The following is a 22539-nucleotide window of genomic DNA, read 5'->3' on the forward strand; positions in this document are numbered from 1 at the left end:
GCCGCCTTGCCGTTCGCGGATGAACCCCGATGCGGAGTCCGTAATTCGAACGGGTACGTCCGCCCGTGCAAAATGGCGGACAAATTCGCCCCGCAAATCGCAGTTAACGACGTTCCAGCACAAAGAAACCTTGCAGTGTGCGCCAGACGGGCCATGTAGCGACCAATCATGGCATTCGACACCCTTCCCGCGCCGCTCGCCGGCGCGCTCGCCGAGCGTGGCTATCAGGCCCCTACCCCCGTGCAGGCCGCTGTTATCGAACCCGACGCCGCGGGGCGCGACCTGATCGTGTCCGCGCGCACCGGTTCGGGCAAGACGGTCGCCTTCGGCATGGCGATGGCCGCCGAACTGCTCGGTGAGGACGATCGCATCATTCCGTCGCGCGAGCCGCATGCGCTGGTGATCGCGCCGACGCGCGAGCTGGCGCTTCAGGTCAGCCGCGAGTTGATCTGGCTTTATGGTCCAACGGGCGCGCGCATCGTCACCTGCGTCGGCGGCATGGACGCCTCCAAGGAGCGCCGCAACCTCAACCATGGCGCGCATATCGTCGTTGGTACGCCGGGGCGCCTGCGCGATCACCTGGAGCGCGGCGCGCTGGAGCTGTCCGCGCTCAAGGTCGCGGTGCTCGACGAAGCAGACGAGATGCTCGACATGGGTTTCCGCGAGGATCTGGAAGAGATCCTCGACGGCACGCCCGACGGCCGCCGCACCCTATTATTCTCGGCGACCATGCCCAAGCCGATCGTGGCCCTGGCCAAGCGCTATCAGAAGGACGCCCTTCGCATCTCCACGGTGGAGGAGGATCGCGGGCATAGCGACATCAGCTACCAGGCGGTCGCGGTCAGCCCGTCGGACATCGAACATGCCGTGATCAACCTGCTTCGCCTGCACGAAGCGGAGACGGCGATCCTGTTCTGCGCCACGCGCGACAATGTGCGCCATCTGCACGCCACGCTGGCGGAGCGCGGGTTCGCCGCGGTGGCGCTGTCGGGCGAGCATAGCCAGAACGAGCGCAATGCGGCGCTTCAGGCCCTTCGCGACCGCCGGGCACGCGTGTGCGTTGCCACCGACGTGGCGGCGCGCGGCATCGACTTGCCGAGCCTGAGCCTCGTGGTCCACGTCGAGCTGCCACGCGATGGCGAGACGTTGCAGCACCGCTCGGGACGCACGGGCCGCGCGGGCAAGAAGGGAACGGCCGTGCTGATCGTCCCCTATCAGCGCCGGCGCTGGGCCGAATCGATGCTGCGGAATGCTCGCATCCCGGTGGAATGGGTGCCGGTGCCGACGCCGGAGGACGTGCGCGCCAAGGATCGTGACCGATTGCTCGAACAACTGCTTGCGCCGGTCGAAGTGGATGACGAGGACCGGGACCTTGCCGCGCGAGTGATTGCGGAAAAGTCGCCGGAGGATATCGCGGCGGCTCTGGTCCGCGCGTTTCGAGCCGCGATGCCGCAGCCTGAGGAAATCGTTGCTGCGACTCCGGAGGCGCATCGGGCTGCGCAGCGCGAAAAGCACCGGCCGGGCTTTGACGATGTGGTGTGGTTCCGCATGAATCTGGGCCGCCGGCAGAACGCCGATCCGCGCTGGGTGCTGCCGCTGATCTGCCGGCGCGGCAACCTCACCAAGAACGACGTCGGCGCGATCCGCATCGGGCCGAACGAAACGGCCTTCCAGGTACCGCGCGCGCTTGCCAACAAGTTCATGAGCGCGGTGGCAAAGACCGCCACCGCCGACGACGATGTGATGATCGAGGTATCGGATAGCCCGCCTTCACAGGGTCGACCGGCTGGTGCCCGACCCGCTGGCGGGCCGGCGCGTGGCGGGCCGGCCCGCGGTGGCCCGCGACGCGGAAACCACGATCGGCGGTGAAGGCCGCACGCTCAGCTCGTCGCCCGAGCTCAACGCCTGGGCGACGAAGCATTGGGCAGACCGGAAGCTTCTAAGCGAAGCGACTTAATTCCGTTGCACCTGTAGTAGCGGCGCATTACCCCCCTTCTCAACGGCGACAGCGCCGAGGGGGAGGGCCAATGCGAACCATTCAATTGCAGAAGCCGGGCGGTCTCGATCGCCTGCAGGTAGCGGATACGGAGCGCACCGCGCCGCGAGCGGGCGAGATCGTGGTGCGCGTCGGCGCGAGTTCACTGAACTTCCACGATTATGCGGTGGTCACCGGTATGATCCCGACCCCGGACGGCCGCATTCCCATGTCCGACGGCGCGGGCGAGGTCGTCGAAGTCGGTGAGGGTGTCACCGAGTTTGCGGTGGGCGACAAGGTCGTTTCCACTTTCTTCCCGCACTGGATGGATGGCGAACCCGATCGCACCGTGATGGGCGACGTGCCGGGCGACGGCGCGGACGGCTTCGCCCGAGAATTCGTCACCGCACCGGTCACGTCCTTCACTCGAGCGCCCGCCGGCTATTCGGATGCCGAGGCTGCTACGCTGACCTGCGCCGGCCTGACCGCCTGGCGCGCACTGGTCGTCAACGGGCAGATCAAGACTGGTGATACGGTGCTGGTGCAGGGCACCGGCGGCGTGTCGATCTTTGCGCTGCAGTTCGCCAAGGCGGCCGGCGCAACGGTGATCGCGACATCCTCCTCCGATGAAAAGCTGGAGCGGTTACGCGAAATGGGCGCGGATCACCTTATCAACTACAAGAACGATGAAAAATGGGGTGAGACCGCGCGCAAGCTGACTGGCGGGCGCGGCGTCGATCATGTTGTCGAGATCGGCGGATCGGGCACTATGCCACAATCGATCGCAGCGGCACGTATTGGCGGACATATCGCGCTGATCGGCGTGCTCGCCGGCGTCGCGGGCAACGTGCCGACCGTGTTCGTGATGCAGGGCAATCAGCGGATCATCGGCCTGACGGTGGGCGCACGCCGGCACCAGCAGGACATGGTCCGGGCCATTGAGGCGAATAGCATCAAGCCGGTGATCGATCGTCACTTCCCACTGGAAGAAATCGCCGACGCCTTCCGGCATCAGGAATCGGGCAAGCACTTCGGGAAGATCTGCCTGGATATCTGACGCGCGGTCATTCCGGACTTCGTCTGGGGTGATCGCAAGCCGGGAATGCGGGCTATACCCACTCGTCGTGCCGGGCTCGTCCGGGCATCCACCCGTCCGCGAACCCCAAGGCATGGGACGCGCGGCACCCTGGATGCCCGGACGAGTCCGGCATGACGAGTCCGGGCTCATCGCCCGACATCAGCATAGGCGGCGCCCGGACCTCGGTCAGGCTCAGGCGCCCCATCATCAAGCTAACCCATTGCACCCACGGCCTATCGCGCCTTAGGTGCGGCAATCTTATTGTCGCATTCGGGGGCATCATGAAATTCGCAGTGGCTTCGCTGGTCTCTATCGCGGCGCTTGTTGCGCAAGGCGCGGGGGCACAGACTACGCCGGCCAAGCCCAAGTGGGACGTCAACGCCCCAACCGGCGCGACCATTCGCCAGGTGCCGATCCGCGTCAATGAAGGCAGTTGGATGGACGTGGATGTCAGCCCCGATGGGCGGACGATCGCCTTCACCCTCCTCGGTGATATCTACACCATGCCGATCACGGGAGGCACGCCGAGGCGCATCGCCGAAGGGCTGGCCTATGAAGTGCAGCCGCGCTTCTCGCCCGATGGGCGGCGCATCGCCTTCACATCCGATCGCGGCGGCGGCGACAACATCTGGGTGATGAATGTCGACGGCAGCGACAAGCGTCAGCTGACCAGGGAGGACTTCCGCCTGCTCAACCAGCCGAGCTGGAGCAGGGACGGTCGCTTCATCGTTGCCAAGAAGCATTTCACCACCGGGCGGTCGCTCGGCACCGGCGAAGTGTGGATGTACCACGTCTCCGGCGGCAGCGGCGTGCTGCTGGTGAAGCGCCCGAGCGAAGCGCACCAGAAGGAGCTGGGCGAGCCGATCTATGCCGCGGACGGCAAATCGGTGTTCTACACCCGCAATGTCACGCCGGGCCCGATCTTCGAATATGCGCAGGACTCGAATACCGGCCTGTTCGACATCGAACGCTACGATCTCGACACCGGCGAAGTCACCAAGGCTGTCACGGGCGCGGGTGGATCGGTGCGGCCGACGCCGTCGCCCGACGGCAAGAAGATCGCCTTTGTGCGGCGCGAGGCGACCCGGTCCAAGCTTTACGTCAAGGATCTCGCCTCGGGCGAGGAACGCAAGATTTACGACGATCTCGACCAGGATATGCAGGAGACCTGGGCGGTCACCGGCGTTTATCCCAATATGGCGTGGCTGCCCGATAACAGCGGGCTGGTGTTCTGGGCCAAGGGCAAGATCCGGCGGGTCAACGCGGACGGCTCCAATGCGCACGAGATCCCGTTTGCGATCGACGACACGCGTGGGCTGATCGACGCGCCCCACCCGGAAATCGCGGTGGCACCGGATCGGTTCGCCACGGCCATGCCCCGCTTCGCCAGCGTTTCGCCCGACGGGCGCCAGGTGGTGTTCGAAAGCCTGGGCAAATTGTGGATCAAGCCCGCTGCGGGTGGCACTGCACGACGGCTGACGCGTGATGCGCAGGCGTTCGAACTTTTCCCGAGTTGGTCGCGTGATGGCAAGCAGCTGGTGTTCGTCAGCTGGACCGACGAGGGCCTCGGCCGGCTGCGTGTGATCGGGGCGAGCGGCGGTACGGCGCGCGATGTGACCAGCCAGCCCGGCCATTACGCCCGCCCGCGCTTCTCGCCCGATGGCAAGACGATCGTGTTCGAGCGCACCGGTCACGGCGGGCTCACCAGCCCGAAATGGGCCGAGGACGTCGGCGTTTATCGCGTGGCGGCGACAGGTGGGGCGGTGACGCGGGTCGCACGCGGGCTTGCCGCGCCGCAGTTCGGGGCGAGCAACGAGCGGATCTTCATGCTGGAGGATGAGCGCAAGGACGGTAAGTCAGTGCGCCAACTCGTCAGCACCGATTTGTCGGGTAAGGACAAGCGGGTCCACGCAACCGACGAGCTGGCCACCGATTATGCCGTGTCGCCAAGTGGCGAATATGTCGCCTTCCGCCAGAACTATGCCGCCTATGTGGTGCCATTGATGCCCGGCGGGCAATCGGTTGCGCTGTCGCCCGATGCCAAGTCGCTGCCCGTAACGAAGGTGAGCGCCGGCGGTGCGGATTACATCAACTGGTCAAACGATGGCGCGCGGCTGCACTGGAGCCTAGGCCCGACGCTCTACACGGTGGAAACCGCCAACCTGTTCGGTTCGGCACCGCGCGCGGACGGGGCGCCCGGCTTTGTGCCCCCGACCTCCGGCGTCTCGCTGGCGATGGAACAGGCGGCGGCCAAGCCGACCGGCACCGTGGCGATCACCGGTGCGCGGCTGGTGACCATGGCGGCGCAGGACGGCGGAATCATTGACGATGGCGTGGTGGTGATCCGCGGTGACCGGATCGTCGCGGTCGGCCCACGTGCCTCCACCGCAATCCCGGCGGGGGCCATCACCGTGGATGCCGCCGGCAAGACGATTATCCCCGGGTTGGTCGATGCGCATGCGCACGGCCCGGCCGGCACGGATGAGCTGGTGCCGCAGCGCAATTGGTCGATGATGCAGAACCTCGCGCTCGGCACGACGACGATTCACGATCCGTCGAACCGCTCCAGCGAGATCTTCACCGCATCCGAATATCAGCGCGCGGGCCTCATCCTCAGCCCCCGCATCTTCTCCACCGGCGAGGTCGTCTACGGCGCCAAGGCGGCGGACGTTTATGCGCAGATCGACAGCCTGGACGACGCATTGTCGCACGTTCGTCGGCTGAAGGCGCAGGGCGGGCGCAGCGTCAAAAACTACAACCAGCCGCGCCGTGAGCAGCGCCAGCAACTGACCGAGGCGTCGCGGCGCGAGAACATGCAAGTGGTGGCAGAGGGCGGATCGCTCTACGGCCTGGACGTGACGCATATCGCGGACGGCAATTCCACGCTGGAGCACAACATCCCGCTCGAAACCTTCTACGAGGATATCCAGCAGTTCTTCGCCGCGTCGAAGACCAACTATACGCCAACCCTGGTCGTCACGTTTGGCGGGCTGGCAGGCGATCCTTATTGGCGCCAGCATACCGAAGTGTTCGCCAACCCGCTACTCCAGGCGCACACCCCGCCGCGCCAGCTGCGGGCGGACTCGGCGCGGCGGCTGATGGCGCCCGAGGGCGATTACATGGACGACGACAATGCACGCGAGGCGCACAAGCTCGCAAAGCGTGGCGTGCTGGTGTCGATCGGTGCGCATGGCCAGCAGGCCGGCATTGCTTCGCACTGGGAGCTGTGGTCGTTTGTGCGCGGCGGGATGACGCCGATCGAGGCGCTGCGCGCCGGCACGATCGTGCCCGCACAGTCGCTGGGCATGGCCAAGGACATTGGCTCGCTGGAGGTCGGCAAGCTTGCCGATCTGGTGGTGCTCGATGCGGACCCCACCGCCGATATCCGCAACAGCGACAAGGTCAGCCGTGTCATGCTCGGCGGGCGGCTGTATGATGCCAAGACGCTGAACGAGGTGGCTACCGGCGATGCCAAGCGCGGCCCGTATTTCTGGGAGACTGGTGCCGCCCAGTAAGCACCTTAGCCTTCCGAACACGAACACCCCTCCGTTCGTGTCGAGTGAAGTTGGGACCTGCCACAAACGCAACGCTTGGGGCTTGTCCTTCGACTTCTCTCAAAACGAACGGGGATGATCTGGAGATGAACTAATGGATCGCCGCACCTTTCTTGGCAGCACTGGCGCTGCCGCGCTGACCACCGCGCTGCCTGCCGTCGCCCAGACGGCGGCCGGCGCGAATGATGCCAAGCTGCGCACGCTGCTCGACCGCTTTTTCTACAGTCGCATCGGCGAGAATCCCGAAGGTGCAACTGCACTCGGCCTCGACAATGGCGAGCGGGCGGCGCTCAAATCCAAGCTCAACGACGGATCGGCGGCGGGCGTACAGGCCGACCTCGCGCGGTCGAAGCGCGAGTTGGCCGAGCTGCGCACGATCAGCCCCTCCTCGCTCTCACCGGCGGCGCGGCTCGATTATGAGGTAGTTTCGTACCAGCTTCAGCGCAGCATCGCCGGTGGCGAACAGTTCACTTACGGCGCCAGCATGGGCCGGTTCGCGCCCTATGTGCTGAGCCAGCTCACCGGCGCCTATCGTGAAGTGCCTGACTTCCTCGACGCGCAACACGGCATCAAGAATGCAGCGGATGCTGACGCTTATGTTGCGCGTGTCGCGGCGTTCGCCACCGCGATCGACCAGGATACCGAGCGTCAGCGCGCCGATGCCGCGCGCGGCGTGTTCGCGCCTGATTACATCCTTGATACCACGCTGAAGCTGATGGGCAGCCTGCGCGATCAGGATGCTGCCGCGACCGTGCCGGTGGCCGCGCTCGCCACCAAACTGAAGGCAGCCGGGCTGCCCGACGCGCGGGTGACTGAGGCGACAAAGATCATGGCCGAAAAGGTCTTTCCGGCACTCGATCGCCAGCGCGCGCTGGTAACCGAACTGCGCGGGCGCGCAACACATGATGCCGGCGTGTGGCGTCTGCCCGAAGGAGAAGCCTATTACGCCGCCGCGGTTGAGGCGGCGACCACCGTCGCCATGCCGGGCGAGGAAGTCCATCGTCTGGGCCTGGCGCAAGTCGCCGAGATCAACGACCGGATAGATGCGATCCTCAAGGCGCAAGGCATGACGCAGGGAACGATCGGCGAGCGGCTGGTCGCGCTCAACAAGCGCCCCGATCAGGTCTATCCCAACACGGATGCGGGCAAGGAACAGCTGATCGCCGCGCTCAACGCGCAGGTCATTGCCATGTCGAAGCGCCTGCCGGAGCAGTTCGCGACGCTTCCCAAGGCACCGGTCGAGGTGCGCCGCGTACCCAAGTCGATCGAGGCGGGTGCGCCTGGCGGCTATTACCAGAATGCCGCGCTCGATGGCTCGCGTCCGGGCATTTACTACATCAACCTGCGTGACAGCTTCGATCGACCCAAGTTCGGCCTTGCCACCCTGTCATACCATGAAGCGGTGCCCGGCCATCACTTGCAGGTGATGACCGCGCTGGAATCACAGGACATCCCGCTGATCCGTAGGCGCGGCGGGTTCAGCGGCTATACCGAGGGTTGGGCGCTCTATTCCGAACAGCTCGCCGACGAGATGGGGATGTACGAAGGCGATCCGCTTGGACAGGTCGGCTATCTCCAGTCGCTCTTGTTCCGCGCTACCCGCCTCGTTGTTGATTCGGGCATGCACCACAAGCGCTGGACCCGCGAACAGGCGACCGACTATTTCATGGCGACCACCGGCATCGCACGCGGGCGCAGCCAGAATGAGATCGATCGCTACACCGTCTGGCCGGGCCAAGCGTGCAGTTACAAGATCGGGCATACCGTCTGGGTCCGTCTGCGTGACGCGGTGAAGAAGAAGCAGGGGGCGGCGTTCGACCCGCGCAAGTTCCACGCCGTGCTGCTCGACGGCGCGATGCCGCTGACGGTGCTGGAGCGGCTGGTGACGGAGCGGATGCTAAAGGCGTAAGCTCCAGTTCCCTCCCGCTTGCGGGAGGGGCTAGGGGAGGGCCTGTTTCAAGCGACAGGGCGCCGCGCCCGCGGACGCGCCCTCCCCCAACCTCCCGCAAGCGGGTGGGGCGTTATTGAAGGAGAGGCAAATGCACTACGACGATGTCGTGAACGGCCGCCGCAGCATTCGCGGATTCAAGCCCGACCCGGTACCGCGCGCGCTGATCGAGGAGATCATCGCGCTGGCCAGCCGCGCGCCATCATCGCTCAACACCCAGCCCTGGAACTTCACCGTCGTCACTGGCGAACCGCTCGACCGAATCCGTCAGGGCAATACCGAGCGCATGCTCGCCGGCGTGCCGGAATCGCGCGAGTTCCGGCTTGGCGAGCAATATGGCGGCGCGCATCGCGAGCGGCAGATCGAGATCGCCAAGCAGCTCTTCGGCGCGATGGGGATCGCGCGGGAGGACAAAGAGAAGCGTCAGGATTGGGTGCTGCGCGGCTTCCGCCAGTTCGACGCGCCGGTGTCGATCGTCATCACTTATGATCGCGTGTTACTGGGCAGCGATATCGCGCCGTTCGATTGCGGCGCGGTGGTGAACGCCTTGGTCAATGCAGCCTGGTCGCGTGGGCTGGGCTGCGTCATCAACAGCCAGGGGATCATGCAATCGCCCGTGGTGCGCGAACACGCCGGCATCGCTGAGGATCAGGTGATCCAGACCTGCGTCGCCATGGGCTGGCCCGATGAAAGCTTCCCGGCGAACGCGGTGGTCTCACGCCGCAAACCGATCAGCGACGCGGCGCGCTTCGTCGGGTTCATCGACTGACGATGCCGAACCTGCCGGAACGCGGGGTTCGTGGAGTGCCGCACCCCGCGCGCCGACAGGCCCATCCGAACGGCGGAGGTCCGTTCCTCCCCGTTCAGCCCGGGAACCTCTTGTCCAGCCACCCCAGGATCGCGCGGTTCACGTCCTCCGGATATTCCTGCTGCGTCCAATGGCCGGACTTTTCCACCAGCACCCGCTCCAGATCGGGGACGTAGCGCTCCATTCCTTCCGTCATTGCCGGGCTCAGCACGACATCGTTTTCCGCCATCACCATTAGTGAAGGGACATCGACCTTCTCGACCAGATCGGCCGAGGCCTGCCAGTTGCGGGTGAAGTTGCGATACCAGTTGATCCCGCCGGTAAAGCCGGTCGCGGCGAACGTTTCCGAGAAGGCGGCGATTTCATCGTCGGAAAGGAACTGCTGCGGATCGTTTGCGGGATCGTAGAGCTTCAGCCCCTCGCCGAGCGCCAGCGTCCGCTGTTCCGCCGGAAGCTGCTCATATTCCTTCAGCGTCAGCTGCGGCTTGCGCATGAAGAAGCGCATCGAACGCTCCGGATCCGTCGCCAGGGCCGCATCCGCCTCGCCCGGCTTCTGGAACCAGACGATATACATGTCGTCGCCATAGACATGACGCATCGCCGCGATCGGATCCGTCTGGCCACGCGGCAGGAACGGCGTGTTGACCCCGATCACCCCGGCGCACCGCTCGGGATAGCGAAGCGCGAACTGCCACACGACCATCCCGCCCCAATCGTGCCCGCAGGGAATCGCCTTTTCGATGCCCAGCGCATCCATCAGCCCGGCAATATCGGCGGTGAGATGCTCGAGATCGTAATTCTCGATCCGCTCCGGCCGGGAGGTGAGACCATAGCCGCGCTGATCGGGCGCAATCGCCCAGCGCCCCGCCGCCTCGAACGCGTCGAGCTGGTGCCGCCACGAGAAGGCGAGTTCGGGAAACCCGTGGCAGAAGATGACGGGCACACCCTCACCCTTTGGCCCGACCTCATAATAGGCCATGCGGATGCCGTTGGTGTCGGCGAATTGCACCGGCGGCATCGCTTCAGCGAGTGCGCGCGGTGCCTCGATCACGTTGCTCATGCGTTCACTCCCGGGCGGACGACGATCTTGCACTGCTTTTCAGGGTCAGCGAGCGCCGCAAAGGCGTCCGCAACGCCCTCCAATCCGACCTCGTCGGTAATCGCGGGGAGGACGTCGATGCGCCCCTCAGCGATATTGCCCAGCGTCGCTGCGAACTCGCCGGCGGTGTAGCCGAGCACGAAGCGGAAATCGATTTGCTTGTTGATGCACAGGAACGGCTCGATCTTGTCCGTTTCCATGCACACGCCGACCACGATCACCTGCGTGCCGACGGGCACCGATTCGATGATGTTCTGGATCACTCCGGGCACGCCAACGCATTCGAAGACGATCGCGCGCTTGCCCGCCTGCCCCGTCATCATCGCCGCCATCCGCTCGGACGAGGTGCGCGGCACGCCCAATTCGCTCCACTTGGTATGCGGCGATTCCTTTGCGGGATCGACGACGATGTCGGCGCCCATCTTCTCCGCCACCGCGCGGCGCGCGGGCGAGAAATCCGCCGCGACGATCGGCCCCAGCCCGCGCGTTTTCAGCCCCGCGATCACCGCCAGCCCGACCGGGCCGCAGCCGATGACCAGGTTCACCGTGTCCGGCCCTGCTGCCGACATGGCCACGGCATGCTCGCCCACAGCGAACGGCTCGGTCATCGCTGCCTGCACGTCTGAAAGGCCGTTGGGTACTTCCAGCAGCAGCGCCTCGCTCAACACCATCTGCTCGCTGTACCCGCCGGGATAGGTGTTCGAATAACCGATCGCTTCATAGCCCTCCGGCTTCATCGCGATTGGCATCGACACTACGCGCGTTCCCGCCTTTAGCGTCTTGGTCGAATCAGGTCCGTGGTCGAGGATCTCGGCTGCGAATTCATGGCCGAAGATCATGTCCTTGGCAGGATCGGTGCGCGGCTTCTCGCCAGTGCGCGCACCAAGCTCGAGCATGTTCTCGAACGAATGAACGGCGTGCAGGTCCGAGCCGCAGATGCCGCAGGCGAGCGTCTTTACCAGTACCTCGCCCTTGCCCGGCACCGGATCTGCGACCTCGTCGCACACCAATTGCTTGTTGCGTCTCACCACAGCGCGCATCGGCGGCCCTCCCTCTCCTTTGCGTCCGGCGTAGGCCGCCGGATCATGCGGCGCATGGTGGCCTGCACGCGAGTTCGGCGCAACCCTGATAATCATAACATGTTCGTATTTGTTGCGATCGATCGGTTTCCGAACTATGAGAGCACCGTAGTGTTCGGGAGGGATCGATGGCTGCCAGTTCCATCACGGCCATGCCGCGGGAGGAGATCATCGTCGTCGGCGCCGGGATTGCCGGCCTGTGTACTGCGCTGCGACTCGGCGGTGGGACGCGCCGGATCACCGTGCTCGAGCGGGATGAGGCACCGCCCGAGGGCGGGCCGGATATCGCGTTCGACGAATGGCAGCGTCGCGGCGTCAGCCAGCTGCGCCAGAGCCACGCCTTCCTTGCGCGGCTGCGCAACATCATCCGCGACGAGCATCCCGACTTGCTCGCCGATCTCTACGCTGCCGGCTGCCGCGATATCACCTTTGCCGACATGCTGCCGCCCAAGCTGCGGCGGACCTATGTGCCGCTGGCCGATGACTCGGACCTGACGATCCTAACCAGCCGGCGCACGACGCTGGAGCTCGTCATCCGCCGCTATGTCCAGCGCATGTCGGGGGTGACGATCCGCAGCGGCGTGAAGGTGCGCAGCCTGTTGCAGCACAGCGCCCCCGATGGCACGATCGTCGTCACCGGCGTGGTCGCGGACACTGCCGACGGGCGAGAAGAAATAGCCGCCGATGTCGTGGTCGACGCCGGCGGCAAGGCGGCGAACCTCATCGAACAGCTCATCAAGAGCGGCGCGCCGATCAGCGAAGCCGCGGAAACGGCTGGCGTCCTCTACTTCACCCGCCACTACCGCCTGTGCGACGGCCAGGAAGAGCCACCGCGCAGCGACATTCCCGCCTCCGGTGACCTCGGCTACCTCAAGTTCGGCGTCTTTCCCGCCGACAACCGCCGTTTCTCCATCACCTTGTGTGTGCCGGAGATCGAGAACGGCCTGCGCAAGGCGGTGATGGACGGCGACATGTTCCAGCGCATCTGCATGGAGATGCCGGGGCTCGTGCCCTGGGTCGAACCGACCCGATCGGAGCCGGTCGGCAAGGTGATCGGCATGGGTGACCTGCACAGCCGCTGGCGCAGCCTCGTTCATCAGGGGAAACCGGCGGTGCTCAACTTTTTCGCGATCGGCGACGGGCTGGTCCGCACAAACCCGCTTTATGGCCGCGGCTGCTCGCTCGCCGCTGTCAGCGCCGGTGTGCTGCGCCGTGCGCTTGATGGCAGCTGCAACCCGCATCTGCGCGTGCTCACCTATGACGCTGGCATCCAGGCCGAGGTGAGGCCCTATTACGATCTGATGCTGAAGCAGGATCGCTCGGCAATCCGCCGCGCGCGCGCTGCGCTTACCCCAGCGCACCGCCCGCGACTGAAGGCACGTCTCGCGAAAAGCTTCGTCGACGACGGCATCACTGTCGCGGCGCGTTCCGACCTGCGGCTGATGCGCGCGATGATGCGCGGCTTCCACATGCTCGAACATCCCGAAGCCTGGCTCAAGAAGCCGCAGAACCTCAGCAAGGTGCTCGGCTATTGGGCGCGGGGGCGGCGTCTCAACGCCAATGCCTATGCGCCCCAGCCTGGACCCGGTCGGCCCGAACTGATGCAGCGACTCGGCCTTGACGCAGCGGCGGACATGCTGCGCGCGGCGTGACGCGCGCCTGCCGCCCTATTGCGACGGCGCGGTGACGCCGGGCGCGGGGTTCAGGGTGGTGCCGGCATCGGTCAGCCAGCGTTCAAGGGCGTTCAACGCGCGTGGCGTCAGGGTCAACGTATCGTCGAGATTGCCATCGCCATCTCCGATGATCAGCCCCTCGCGCGTCAGATATTCGATCCACCGCCGGCCGGTCTGGGCCTGCCCGCCCACTCCCTCCAGCGCCGTCCTGCCGGTCAGCCGCCGCCCGTGCGAATCGGCGATGAACAATAGGAGAAGCAGCTCATACGCCAATTCACCCCCAAACAATTCCGGTGGCAAATCGCGTCGCCGATCTTGGCGCACGACAAGGATCGCACGCGCCAGTTCGGCCAATGCGTCATCAGCCATTGGTACCCCCTCCCCGCAGCGTCAGACGGTAGAGGCGCTCGCGTGGCGAATTGATTGTTCGGCTTGGTCCAGCGCGTGGCAGATATGCACCGCCAACAAATTCTCGTCCAGCTGGTCGGCGGCGCCGAGCAACTGCTGGAGCAGATCCTGCATTTGGCGCAACGCGTCTATCCGTTGACCACCGGGTTCGAGACATAGGTCCATACCGCCTCTATGCGTCCGCCGCTGATCGTCATCTTACCCTAGTTAACGACGGAAGTATCCCCCATCCTCATCCTGCTAGACATTTAGTTTTCCGGCCGATCTCACCATATCTAAGTCATTGGTGAATTTAAACCCGCCTCATGGGACACAACAACTTGAACATGACTTGATGGGTCCGATGCGGGCGAATCGCGGCTGAACGGCTAGCCCGGACTTGGCCGGCCGTTCCATGTCGCGGACCTCGATTATCCCGCGGTGGCGCTGGCCGGCACCGGAGTCACCGCTGCGACCTGCGCATCGATAATCGCGAAAATCTGCCCTGCCGCCATCTCGTCGCGCGTCCGTTCGGGTTCCAACGTCGCCATGTGGTCCAGCGCGACCAGTTCGCGCGGAACATACCAGTGGAGGCGGTCGGAGTGATACGCCTCCCACACCGTTTCCGCTACCTCCCGAGGCGGAATCGCTCGGAACACACCTGCTTTCGGCGCCGCCGCCGCCGCGCCTTCGGGAAGGATTGGCGTGTCGATCAGCGCCGGGAGAACGTCGGCAACCCGGATGCCGAACGGCTTCAATTCGATAGCCAGCGCCTCGGTCAGCCCCTTCACGGCATGCTTGGTCGCCGAATAAACGGCGATCATCGGCATGCCATAAGTGGCTGAGGACGAGGAGGTGGTGAAGCACATCGACCCCGGCGTGGCCTTGAGCAGCGGGATGGCGAGGTGAATGCCGGTAAGCACGCCGATGAAATTGACGTTCACCACCGCCAGCACATCGGCCCACGGCTGATCCGCGAACGGCCCGCCCCTGCCGATACCGGCATTGTTGTACAGCACGTCCAGCGTGCCGCCGGTCGCCGCGGCGAACGTATCGAGCGCCGCCCGGTATGCCTCACGATCGGTGACGTCGAGCCGCTGTACCAGGCAATTCTCTGCCCCGAGCTCGGCAGCCAGCCGCGCCAGCCCCGCTTCGTTGACGTCCACCCCGCCAACGAACCAGCCCTGGCCCGCGAAGAGCCGAGCCGTCTCCAGCCCCATGCCGGACGCTGCGCCGGTGATGAAGATCGACTTGCGGCCGTTCGCCTGCGCGCCGCTCATTCTGCCGCCTCCGCCTTCTTGTCGAGGCCCATGGCGGCGAGGATTTCGGGCCGGATATTCTCCGTGCCCTTTTTCTCGATATGATCGGCCAGTCGTGCGCCGACCGCCGCCTGTGCCTCGCCGATGAAGCGCGGCCGGTTGGCGGCCGCCCACTCGATCGACGCCCGACGATTGATGTTCATGCCGTTCACCTCCGGCATGACGTAGCGCGCGATCAACTCGTAGGATTTCTTCTTGTTGTCCCATTCGGCCCAATTGGTGTCGAGCAGCAGGAAAGCCCCGAACCCGCCCGATTGCTCGCGCAGCCGCTCGATCTGCTTCACTGCATCTTCGGGCGTGCCGACCACCGCCATCCCCGAGTCAACGATCGCATCCACCGGATCGGAGCCGTCGGTGGGTGCCAGCGGCAGCGCCGCGACCTCCCGGAAATAATACAGCCATTTGTCGAGCCCGGCACGCACCTGTGCGCGCGCCTCCTCCCTGGTCGCTGCGATGTGCATCGGGCCGACCAGCCGCCATTGATCCCGATCAACGCTGGTGCCGCTGTCGCGCGCTTGGCTCTCGGCGATCGCCCAGTTTGAAGTCAGCGCGTTGAACCCGCCAGTCTGCGTGGCGCCGATCGACAGCAATCCAAGGCCATGCCGCCCCGCCGCGGTCGCGCCGGACGGCGACACCTGGCTCGCGACACTGATTTCCACCGAAGGGCGGCTGTACGGCAGCATCTGCAACCGTGCCTCGTTGAGCTCGAACCAGTCAGTCTTCTTGGTCACTTGCTCGCCGCGCAGCAGCGGCACCAGCACGTCAAGCGCCTCGTCCATCCGGTCGCGCTGCCTGGAAACAGGAATGCCCATCATGAATGCATCGGAGGGCAAGGCACCCGGCCCGACGCCGAACATCACCCGCCCACGGGTGATGTGATCGAGCTGATTGATGCGATCGGCCAGCATCAGCGGATGGTGATAGGGCAGCGACGACACGCCCGTGCCCAGCCGAATGTTGCGCGTCCGCTCGGCGACGGTGGCGATGAACAGCTCGGGGCTGGCGATCAACTCATAACCGGCGGAATGATGCTCACCGAGCCATGCCTCGTCATAGCCTAGCTTGTCCATGTGCACGACCAGGTCGAGATCCCGCTCCAGTGCCAGCGTGGGGTTTTCATCAAGCGGGTGAAAAGGCGCAATGAACGCCCCGAAGCGGATTTTCTCGCCGGCCATGTCTCTCTCCTCTCGATCCTGTTTTGCCGCGATGCTAAGCCCGACAGGCGACAGTGACCAGATGCATTCTGCAACGCGTTATGGTTATTTCTGCTGCCTTGGCGTTGCGGCACGCAGCGCGGCCGCCTAGGAACCGGACATGCAGAGTAACATGGTATGAGCCGGCGCGAGGAGGCGAAGGCCGAACGACGCCGCCGGATCATCGCCGCAGCGCGTGATCTGATCAAGGAAACTGGCGATACCGGCCTATCCATGCGCGCCATCGCCGCGCGGGCCGGCGTTTCGCTGACCACCCCGTATAATCTGTTCGGCTCCAAGCGGGCGATCGTTATCGCCCTGCTGGAAGACGTGCGCGAGTTCCACGAACGCTTCTCGCAGTTGCACCGCGTGGGCGCGGTGGACCGCATCTTTCAGGCGGTGTCGATCACCTTGGCCTATCTCGCCGACGATCCCGATTTTTACCGCACCTTATGGACGGAGGCACTGCGGTTCGACAGCAAGGAACTGCGCGGCGAATTACAGTCTCCGCAGCGCTACGGCTTCTGGTGGGCGTTGCTCAACGAGGCGCGCAGCGAAGGCGCGCTGCTGCCAGACATCGACCTCGACCCGCTGCTCCGCGCGCTTGATGCGGTTTATGTCTCGGCGATGCTGGGCTGGGTGCTCGGGGCAATGGAGGTGCAGGAGATCGAGCCGCATGTCGGCTATGGCTATGCGCTCACCCTACGCGGTGCCGCGAGCCCCGGCTTCGCCGAAAAGCTGGAGCGGCGGGTGCTCGGGTATCAGAAGGACTTGCAGCGCCTGCGCGCCAAGGCCGCGGCGGCCTGACGGCAAGCGTCACCCAGCGAAAGCCGGGATTGCGAGCCGCAGGGCGACGCTTCAAGCGCGAGAGGCACCGGCTTTTGCTCGGGTGATGCAAGGGCCGGTTACCCCTGAACCGCCGCCAACGCCTGCTCGAAGTCCGCGATCAGATCGTCGGCATCCTCCACTCCGATCGAGATGCGCACCAGATTATCGGTGATCGCCAATGCTTGTTTGCGGGCATCGGGCACTGACAGATGCGTCATCCCGGCGGGATGGCTCGCCAGCGTTTCCGTCCCACCCAGGCTCACCGCGAGCTTGGCGATCTTCAGCGCATCGAGGAACGCGAACGCCTCCGCCTCGCCACCTTTCAAATACAGCGAGAAAGTCGATCCGGCGCCGGTGCAATGCCGGCGATAAATGTCTGCCTGCCGCTGATTTTCGCCGCGCTCCAGAAAGCCGAGATACCCGACCTTCTCCACCTTGGGATGTGCCGCCAGGAACTCGCATACCTTGGCGGCATTCTCGCCCGCCCGACTCATGCGCAGTTCCAGCGTTTCCAGCGAGCGCAGCAGCATCCACGCGGTGTTCGGGTCGCAAATCGTGCCGATCGTGTTGCGCATCGACCGAATGGTGTTGATATGCTCCTTCGATCCCAGCACGCCGCCGGCCACCAGATCGGAATGCCCGCCGGCATATTTGGTCAGCGAATAAACGACGATGTCCGCGCCTTGACGCAGCGGCTTGGCCCACAGCGGCCCCAGGAACGTGTTGTCGATCGCGATCGGTGGCTTGTTGTCGCCGGTAAAGATCGCATCGCGGCTCGCCGCAACTGCCTCCACATCGACCAGCGCGTTGGTGGGGTTTGCGGGACTCTCCAGATAGATCAGCGCGACATTGCCCGACGCCGCCTTGCCCAGCACCGCATCGATCTCCTCACGCGTCGCGCCGGCCGGAAAGTCGAGCCAATGCACCCCGAACCGCCCGAGGATCCGCGCGATCAGCGTCTCGGTGGCGGCATAGAGCGGCCCGGAATGGACGATCGTGTCGCCCGGCTTCACCATCGACAGGAACAGGGTGGCAATCGCCGACATGCCGCTTGAGAAAGCAAGCGCGTCCTCGGCATCCTCCCACACCGACAGGCGGTCCTCCAGGATTTCCTGATTAGGCCCGTTGAAGCGCGAATAGACGAGCCCCTCCGCCCCGCCGGGCCGCTTGCCGGTGACCCCCTCGAAATGACGCTTGCCCGCCGCGGCGTTGGGGAACACGAAAGTGGAGGTGAGAAAGATCGGTGGCTTCAGCGATCCTTCGGACAGCGCAGGATCGAAGCCGTGCCCCATCATCAGCGTCGACGGCTTCAGCTTGCGCCCGCCGATCTCGTCCACCGCCGGCTTTGGCGAAACGCGCGGCGCCACGCCGGTGAGGTCGGCTTCCGTTTCTTTGGTCATGCTGCTGCTCCGCTCGGAAGGATCATCAGATACCGCCAACGCACCGCCAGGTCACGCGGTGCCCTGCACGGCTCCAACGGCATTCCTCCCCCGCCAGGCGGAGGTGGCAACGCGACAGCGCTGACGGAGGGGGAGGATGCGGCACAATCGAGAGGACATAGCCGTCCTCCTCCTCCGTCACCTGCGTGACACCTCCCCCTGGCGGGGAAGGATTGAAGGTCACCCCGCCGTGTACGGCGTAAACGGCCCGATCGCGCAGGTCCCGGTCTGAAAGCGCGCCACTCGGTCCACCGTGGTGGCGATATCGCCCCGGCACAGCCGGGGCCCGAACTGCCGCGTCACCAACGCATCACCGCGCGCGACATTCTCGCACCCGCCCGCCGTCTCGCTGACGTAGATCCGCTTGCGGCTCTCGCGATAGATCAGCTTATTGCCGATCGCGCGCAGCGAGACGTTGCGGAAGCGCGTGTCGATGCAATCGACCTGCGGCTGCGGCGTCAGCCGCGACAGCTCCTTTTCCAGCTGGATCCGCTGCCGCTCGTAGGGGCCGGGCCGGCGATCATCGGCCGCGCTCGCTGCGGATACGGCCGCCGCGCCGGCCATTGCCGCGAGTGCAAAGGAAATCAGGGCCTTGGCCATCGTCATCTCTCCTGTCCGCCGCCCCAACCACAACCGCTCAGCCGCGGAAATTATCCTTCGCCGCGCGCCGCTCGCCCAGTTGCTCGGCACTGACGGCGCGCAGGAAGGGATTGGTCGCCAGCTCCTCGCCGATCGTGGTCGGGATCGTCGCCTCGCCCGCCGCGCGCATCGAGTCGACTCGCGCCATGCGCTCCTTGATCGCCTGATTGTCGGGCTCGGCGACCAGCGCGTAGCGGCCGTTCGACTGAGTATATTCGTGCCCGCAGTAAACGCGCGTCTCGGGCGGCAGCTGCGCATAACGCTGCATGTTGCCAAACATGTCGGCGGGCGTGCCCTCGAACAGCCGGCCGCAGCCCATCGCAAACAGCGTATCGCCGGTGAAGATCGCCACATCCTCGGCGAAATGGAACGCGATATGCCCCTGCGTATGCCCCGGCACCGTCATCACCGCCGCCGGATGCGCGCCGAGCGACACGCTGTCGCCCTCGCCCAGGCCCTGATCGAGATGCCCGATCTTGCCGCGCTCTGCCTCCGGCCCGATCACCCGTGCGCCGGTCGCCGCGACGATCGCGGCATTGCCGCCGACATGATCGGGGTGCCAGTGGGTGTTCCAAACCTGCGTGATCCGCCACCCGCGCGCCTCGGCGGCATCCAGCACCGGCTGCGCCTCACCGGGATCAATCACCATCGTCTCGCCGCTGTCGGGATCATGGACCAGCCAGCTGTAATTGTCGCTAAGCACGGGCACGCGCAGGATCTCAAGTGGCGATGGCATCATAGCCCCTTTCGTTGAATTCGATCAGACAGAAGCCGTGGCCGAACGGATCGGCAAAGGTCGCGATCCGCCCATAAGGCGCCGCGCGAATGCCGGTCTCGTCCATCGCGCCCGCCACAATGGCGGTGTGACAGGAGGCGTCCAGATCATCCACGGCGATGTCGAGGTGCACGGGCGTCCGTTGCCGGCGATAGTCGCGCCGGCTCGGCGAGCTAGCGCTTGCGACGCTGCCGTCGGCCGTCTCCAGCAGGTACAGTGGCGCCTCCAACCCAAGCAGTTCGACATATCGTGCGCCCAGCCGCCGCCCGACACGAAGGCCGAAGGGGCGGCAGTAGAAAGCCTCCGCCCGCGCGAGATCGGGAACGTCGAGGTTCACGATCAATCGCGCGGGCGCCGGCATCACCAGGTCCCGGTGTTCGGCATCGAGGCCCAGGGCTCCTGCGGCTCCTTCGGCCCGTTCAGCTGAAGCAGCTCGATCGAGATGCCGTCGGGCGTCTTCACAAACGCCATGTAACCGTCCCTCGGGGGGCGATGAACGGTATAACCGGCGTCGAGCACCGCCTGGCACGTCGCGTAAATGTCGTCGCAATCGTAAGCGAGATGCCCGAAATTGCGCCCGCCGGTATATTCCTCCGGCGCGCTCCCGTCCTCAGCCGGCCAATTGTAGGTCAGCTCCACCTCGGCATGCGCGCGTTCGCCTTCCCCGCGCATGTCGTCGGGCGTGGCAAGGAAGATCAGCGTGAAGCGCCCCGCCTCACTGTCGTGACGGCGCACTTCCTTGAGGCCAAGCACCTCGAAGAAGGCGATCGTCTTTTCCGGGTCGGCGACCCGGATCATGGTGTGGAGATAACGCATCAATCCTCCGAATTACTGCTGCGTGGTGGTGGCCGCGAACTGGGTCAACGCACGAGCAGCCGATTGGCCCGCCGGCCGATCGGGCGCAAGCCGCGTTGCTTCGGTCCAGGCGGCCTTAGCGCCTGCCTCGTCGCCGCTCGCCGCGGCGATATTGCCAGCCTCGAGCTGCACCTGTGCGTCGTCGGGCGAGCGGCGCAGCGCCTGCGCGATATCGGCACGCGCGCGGCCCATGTCGCCCGTGCGCCGCGCCAGCGTCGCCGACAGCAGCCAGGCGAGCGGATCATCCGCCGCGTCCTTCAGCGCGAGATCGAGATCCGCCCGCGCCGCCCTCATGTCGTCCAGCGCCACCAGCGCCCGTGCGCGATCCAGCGCCGCCTCTCCACGCTCCAGCCCGGTCAGCGTTCCCGCCGCCAGCGCGGCATTCAGCGCCGCGCGCGCCTTTTCCGCATTCTGCCCCGCCAGCCACGCGTTCCCGGCCAGCGCCCAGTAGCGCGCCGCCGCGCCGTCACGCGCGAGCTCGGACACACGCGCCGCCTCCTCGAACGCCGGCGCCGCCTCCGCGAACCGATCCTGGCCCGCGAGCGCCAGTCCCATGCATGCGCGCCCGCTGGCGCTGCGATCCGCCGCTGCGCGGCGCTCGGCGGCAACGGGGTCGCTGGCGGCAAGCCCGGCGCAGCTCTCGGTCGTCGGCAGCGCAGCCACTTGCGCGGCGAGAAGAAGGATCAGGATCACGGCAGCACATCCTCGACCATGCGGATCAGCAACGCGATATCGGCATCACGCGACAGGCGATGGTCGCCGCCTTTCACCAGTGTCACCTGCACGTCCTCTGAACGGATCAGCTCGGCGAGCCGCAGCGATTGCGCCCACGGCACGTCGCGGTCCTGCTGCCCGTGGATCAGCCGCGCCGGGACATCGAGCGCGATCGGCCCATGCAGCAATCGGCTCGCCTCGCCCGCCTGCCAGAAGCGGCGGGTATAGACGGTCGGCTGCGGGCCATATGGGTTCGGCCGCTCCAGACGCCCATGCTGGAGGATGTAGAGCTTCTCCTCCTGGCTGAACCCCCAGTCGGTAAAATCCGGCGCCGCGGCGATCCCCACCATGCCAACGACGCGATCCGGCCGGGCCAGCGCCGCGAGCAGCATGATCCACCCGCCCATCGACGATCCCACCAGCACCACGGGCCCGGTCACGGCATGATCGATCATGGCGAGCGCATCCTCGCGCCAGTCGGTCAGCGACTGTTCCTCGAACGCACCCTCGCTCGCCCCGCATCCGGCATAATCGAAGCGCAGGAACGCGCGCCCGTTCGCCTTGGCCCAAGCCTCAAGCGCCAGCGCCTTGGTGCCTGTCATGTCGGAAGCATAGCCGGGCAGGAACACGATCGTCGGGCCAGCGCCCTCGGTGTGGTGATAGGCGAGGCGAGGGCGCTGGAGAGAGGTCATGCCGCGCGATGTAGGCGGAGTTGCGATGCCATGCACCCCCTTCGCTTTTACGTCATGCCGGCATCCAGCCTTCCGCGCGTCCAACAATCGTTGTCGCACGCGGCCCTACCCTCCCCTTCACCCCGGACTTGATCCGGGGGCCTGCTTTCTTTCGCAAGCCTGCCGAGAGGCAGCGGGACCGCGGGTCAAACCCGGAGTGACGGACCGGGGGGCTGCACCCTCAAATCACATACTCAACCGTCTTCACCTGCGTCTCTGCTGCCGCCTTCGCGCTACGCTTCGCAACCATCTCGGCATGGAGCGCCGCGATCGTCCGGCTCCCCGTCGTCTTGCACGCGAAGGGCAGCACGCCGTGGATCAGCGCGCCGACGCCGCCCACCACCATCCGCACGCCGAAGCGCGACGCCACCCCGAAGTGTTCGGCATAGCTCTCGCCCACCGAGGCGGGATGATCGAGAAACAGGCGGCGCAGCATCAGCAAGCT

At 65.7% G+C, this 22539-nt stretch carries 21 protein-coding genes; 7 read left to right on the plus strand and 14 right to left on the minus strand.

What is annotated here, in order from left to right:
* The first annotated feature begins 168 nt into the window (after positions 1-168).
* The 5 genes from SPHI_RS10955 (at position 169) to SPHI_RS10975 (ending at position 9324) form a co-directional block, all read left to right on the plus strand.
* On the plus strand, positions 169-1869 hold the full coding sequence (locus SPHI_RS10955) for a DEAD/DEAH box helicase (RefSeq protein WP_076744992.1): 1701 nt from the start codon (positions 169-171) through the stop codon (positions 1867-1869).
* A gap of 158 nt (positions 1870-2027) precedes the next feature.
* Complete coding sequence (locus tag SPHI_RS10960; RefSeq protein ID WP_076744993.1) at positions 2028-3032, plus strand: zinc-dependent alcohol dehydrogenase family protein; 1005 nt, start codon at positions 2028-2030, stop codon at positions 3030-3032.
* A gap of 302 nt (positions 3033-3334) precedes the next feature.
* A complete protein-coding gene (locus SPHI_RS10965; RefSeq protein ID WP_076744994.1) occupies positions 3335-6568 on the plus strand; it encodes an amidohydrolase family protein in 3234 nt (1077 codons plus the stop codon).
* Positions 6569-6701: 133 nt separating this feature from the next.
* On the plus strand, positions 6702-8516 hold the full coding sequence (locus SPHI_RS10970; protein ID WP_076744995.1) for a DUF885 domain-containing protein: 1815 nt from the start codon (positions 6702-6704) through the stop codon (positions 8514-8516).
* Between the two features lie 130 nt (positions 8517-8646).
* Entirely contained in the window at positions 8647-9324 is a 678-nt protein-coding gene (locus SPHI_RS10975) for a nitroreductase family protein (protein ID WP_076744996.1), read from the plus strand.
* A 94-nt stretch (positions 9325-9418) separates the two neighbouring features.
* Here the strand turns inward: SPHI_RS10975 and SPHI_RS10980 are convergent, their stop codons facing one another.
* Together SPHI_RS10980 and SPHI_RS10985 are read right to left on the minus strand one after the other, a co-directional pair.
* Positions 9419-10423 carry an alpha/beta fold hydrolase gene (locus tag SPHI_RS10980; protein WP_233130895.1) on the minus strand — a complete coding sequence of 335 codons (1005 nt, stop codon included), beginning with the start codon at positions 10421-10423 and terminating at the stop codon, positions 9419-9421.
* Positions 10420-11502, minus strand: coding sequence for a zinc-binding dehydrogenase (locus tag SPHI_RS10985; protein WP_076744997.1), 1083 nt, complete (start codon positions 11500-11502; stop codon positions 10420-10422). Before SPHI_RS10985 ends, SPHI_RS10980 begins: the two co-directional genes overlap by 4 nt.
* 167 nt (positions 11503-11669) lie before the next feature.
* Here SPHI_RS10985 and SPHI_RS10990 point away from each other — a divergent pair, with 167 nt between their 5' ends.
* Positions 11670-13193 (plus strand): FAD-dependent oxidoreductase, encoded by a 1524-nt coding sequence (locus tag SPHI_RS10990; protein ID WP_198927863.1) that lies wholly within the window; start codon positions 11670-11672, stop codon positions 13191-13193.
* 15 nt (positions 13194-13208) lie between these two features.
* On the opposite strand, the gene SPHI_RS10995 is transcribed toward SPHI_RS10990, so the two are convergent.
* From SPHI_RS10995 to SPHI_RS11005, 4 genes are all read right to left on the minus strand, one after another.
* The gene (locus tag SPHI_RS10995) at positions 13209-13583 is read right to left on the minus strand and encodes a hypothetical protein (RefSeq protein WP_076744998.1); all 375 of its coding nucleotides are present in this window, start codon (positions 13581-13583) and stop codon (positions 13209-13211) included.
* A 21-nt stretch (positions 13584-13604) separates the two neighbouring features.
* Entirely contained in the window at positions 13605-13745 is a 141-nt protein-coding gene (locus SPHI_RS14995; RefSeq protein ID WP_158049689.1) for a hypothetical protein, read from the minus strand.
* Positions 13746-14032: 287 nt separating this feature from the next.
* Entirely contained in the window at positions 14033-14881 is an 849-nt protein-coding gene (locus tag SPHI_RS11000; RefSeq protein WP_076744999.1) for an SDR family oxidoreductase, read from the minus strand.
* On the minus strand, positions 14878-16095 hold the full coding sequence (locus tag SPHI_RS11005) for an LLM class flavin-dependent oxidoreductase (RefSeq protein ID WP_076745000.1): 1218 nt from the start codon (positions 16093-16095) through the stop codon (positions 14878-14880). The genes SPHI_RS11000 and SPHI_RS11005 overlap by 4 nt, the downstream gene beginning before the upstream one ends.
* Positions 16096-16251: 156 nt before the next feature.
* Here SPHI_RS11005 and SPHI_RS11010 point away from each other — a divergent pair, with 156 nt between their 5' ends.
* Positions 16252-16920, plus strand: coding sequence for a TetR/AcrR family transcriptional regulator (locus tag SPHI_RS11010; protein WP_076745001.1), 669 nt, complete (start codon positions 16252-16254; stop codon positions 16918-16920).
* Positions 16921-17018: 98 nt separating this feature from the next.
* On the opposite strand, the gene SPHI_RS11015 is transcribed toward SPHI_RS11010, so the two are convergent.
* The 8 genes from SPHI_RS11015 to SPHI_RS11050 all read right to left on the minus strand — a co-directional run bounded on the left by SPHI_RS11015 (position 17019) and on the right by SPHI_RS11050 (position 22530).
* On the minus strand, positions 17019-18341 hold the full coding sequence (locus SPHI_RS11015) for a cystathionine gamma-synthase family protein (RefSeq protein ID WP_076745002.1): 1323 nt from the start codon (positions 18339-18341) through the stop codon (positions 17019-17021).
* Positions 18342-18560: 219 nt separating this feature from the next.
* On the minus strand, positions 18561-18980 hold the full coding sequence (locus SPHI_RS11020; RefSeq protein ID WP_076745003.1) for a hypothetical protein: 420 nt from the start codon (positions 18978-18980) through the stop codon (positions 18561-18563).
* Between the two features lie 37 nt (positions 18981-19017).
* Complete coding sequence (gene gloB / locus SPHI_RS11025) at positions 19018-19755, minus strand: hydroxyacylglutathione hydrolase (RefSeq protein WP_076745072.1); 738 nt, start codon at positions 19753-19755, stop codon at positions 19018-19020.
* Positions 19739-20155, minus strand: coding sequence for a VOC family protein (locus SPHI_RS11030; protein ID WP_076745004.1), 417 nt, complete (start codon positions 20153-20155; stop codon positions 19739-19741). The genes gloB and SPHI_RS11030 overlap by 17 nt, the downstream gene beginning before the upstream one ends.
* Positions 20155-20610: a VOC family protein gene (locus tag SPHI_RS11035; protein ID WP_408640485.1), complete on the minus strand. Its 456-nt coding sequence runs from the start codon at positions 20608-20610 to the stop codon at positions 20155-20157. The genes SPHI_RS11030 and SPHI_RS11035 overlap by 1 nt, the downstream gene beginning before the upstream one ends.
* A 12-nt stretch (positions 20611-20622) precedes the next feature.
* Positions 20623-21342, minus strand: coding sequence for a tetratricopeptide repeat protein (locus SPHI_RS11040; protein WP_076745006.1), 720 nt, complete (start codon positions 21340-21342; stop codon positions 20623-20625).
* Positions 21339-22055: an alpha/beta fold hydrolase gene (locus SPHI_RS11045; RefSeq protein WP_076745007.1), complete on the minus strand. Its 717-nt coding sequence runs from the start codon at positions 22053-22055 to the stop codon at positions 21339-21341. Before SPHI_RS11045 ends, SPHI_RS11040 begins: the two co-directional genes overlap by 4 nt.
* A gap of 220 nt (positions 22056-22275) precedes the next feature.
* Positions 22276-22530 (minus strand): DUF6356 family protein, encoded by a 255-nt coding sequence (locus SPHI_RS11050; protein ID WP_076745008.1) that lies wholly within the window; start codon positions 22528-22530, stop codon positions 22276-22278.
* Positions 22531-22539: the final 9 nt, after the last annotated feature.

The sequence above is a fragment of the Sphingomonas jeddahensis genome (genome assembly GCF_001981525.1).
In the GTDB taxonomy this organism is placed as follows: domain Bacteria; phylum Pseudomonadota; class Alphaproteobacteria; order Sphingomonadales; family Sphingomonadaceae; genus Sphingomonas; species Sphingomonas jeddahensis.

Bases quoted from the DNA above. Each gene is read 5' to 3' on its own strand.
- SPHI_RS10955 (WP_076744992.1), top strand. From the start codon at position 169: ATGGCATTCGACACCCTTCCCGCGCCGCTCGCCGGCGCGCTCGCCGAG.
- SPHI_RS10960 (WP_076744993.1), top strand. From the start codon at position 2,028: ATGCGAACCATTCAATTGCAGAAGCCGGGCGGTCTCGATCGCCTGCAG.
- SPHI_RS10965 (WP_076744994.1), top strand. From the start codon at position 3,335: ATGAAATTCGCAGTGGCTTCGCTGGTCTCTATCGCGGCGCTTGTTGCG.
- SPHI_RS10970 (WP_076744995.1), top strand. From the start codon at position 6,702: ATGGATCGCCGCACCTTTCTTGGCAGCACTGGCGCTGCCGCGCTGACC.
- SPHI_RS10975 (WP_076744996.1), top strand. From the start codon at position 8,647: ATGCACTACGACGATGTCGTGAACGGCCGCCGCAGCATTCGCGGATTC.
- SPHI_RS10980 (WP_233130895.1), bottom strand. From the start codon at position 10,423: ATGAGCAACGTGATCGAGGCACCGCGCGCACTCGCTGAAGCGATGCCG.
- SPHI_RS10985 (WP_076744997.1), bottom strand. From the start codon at position 11,502: ATGCGCGCTGTGGTGAGACGCAACAAGCAATTGGTGTGCGACGAGGTC.
- SPHI_RS10990 (WP_198927863.1), top strand. From the start codon at position 11,670: ATGGCTGCCAGTTCCATCACGGCCATGCCGCGGGAGGAGATCATCGTC.
- SPHI_RS10995 (WP_076744998.1), bottom strand. From the start codon at position 13,583: ATGGCTGATGACGCATTGGCCGAACTGGCGCGTGCGATCCTTGTCGTG.
- SPHI_RS11000 (WP_076744999.1), bottom strand. From the start codon at position 14,881: ATGAGCGGCGCGCAGGCGAACGGCCGCAAGTCGATCTTCATCACCGGC.
- SPHI_RS11005 (WP_076745000.1), bottom strand. From the start codon at position 16,095: ATGGCCGGCGAGAAAATCCGCTTCGGGGCGTTCATTGCGCCTTTTCAC.
- SPHI_RS11010 (WP_076745001.1), top strand. From the start codon at position 16,252: ATGAGCCGGCGCGAGGAGGCGAAGGCCGAACGACGCCGCCGGATCATC.
- SPHI_RS11015 (WP_076745002.1), bottom strand. From the start codon at position 18,341: ATGACCAAAGAAACGGAAGCCGACCTCACCGGCGTGGCGCCGCGCGTT.
- SPHI_RS11020 (WP_076745003.1), bottom strand. From the start codon at position 18,980: ATGGCCAAGGCCCTGATTTCCTTTGCACTCGCGGCAATGGCCGGCGCG.
- gloB (WP_076745072.1), bottom strand. From the start codon at position 19,755: ATGCCATCGCCACTTGAGATCCTGCGCGTGCCCGTGCTTAGCGACAAT.
- SPHI_RS11030 (WP_076745004.1), bottom strand. From the start codon at position 20,155: ATGCCGGCGCCCGCGCGATTGATCGTGAACCTCGACGTTCCCGATCTC.
- SPHI_RS11035 (WP_408640485.1), bottom strand. From the start codon at position 20,610: ATGCGTTATCTCCACACCATGATCCGGGTCGCCGACCCGGAAAAGACG.
- SPHI_RS11045 (WP_076745007.1), bottom strand. From the start codon at position 22,055: ATGACCTCTCTCCAGCGCCCTCGCCTCGCCTATCACCACACCGAGGGC.
- SPHI_RS11050 (WP_076745008.1), bottom strand. From the start codon at position 22,530: ATGCTGCGCCGCCTGTTTCTCGATCATCCCGCCTCGGTGGGCGAGAGC.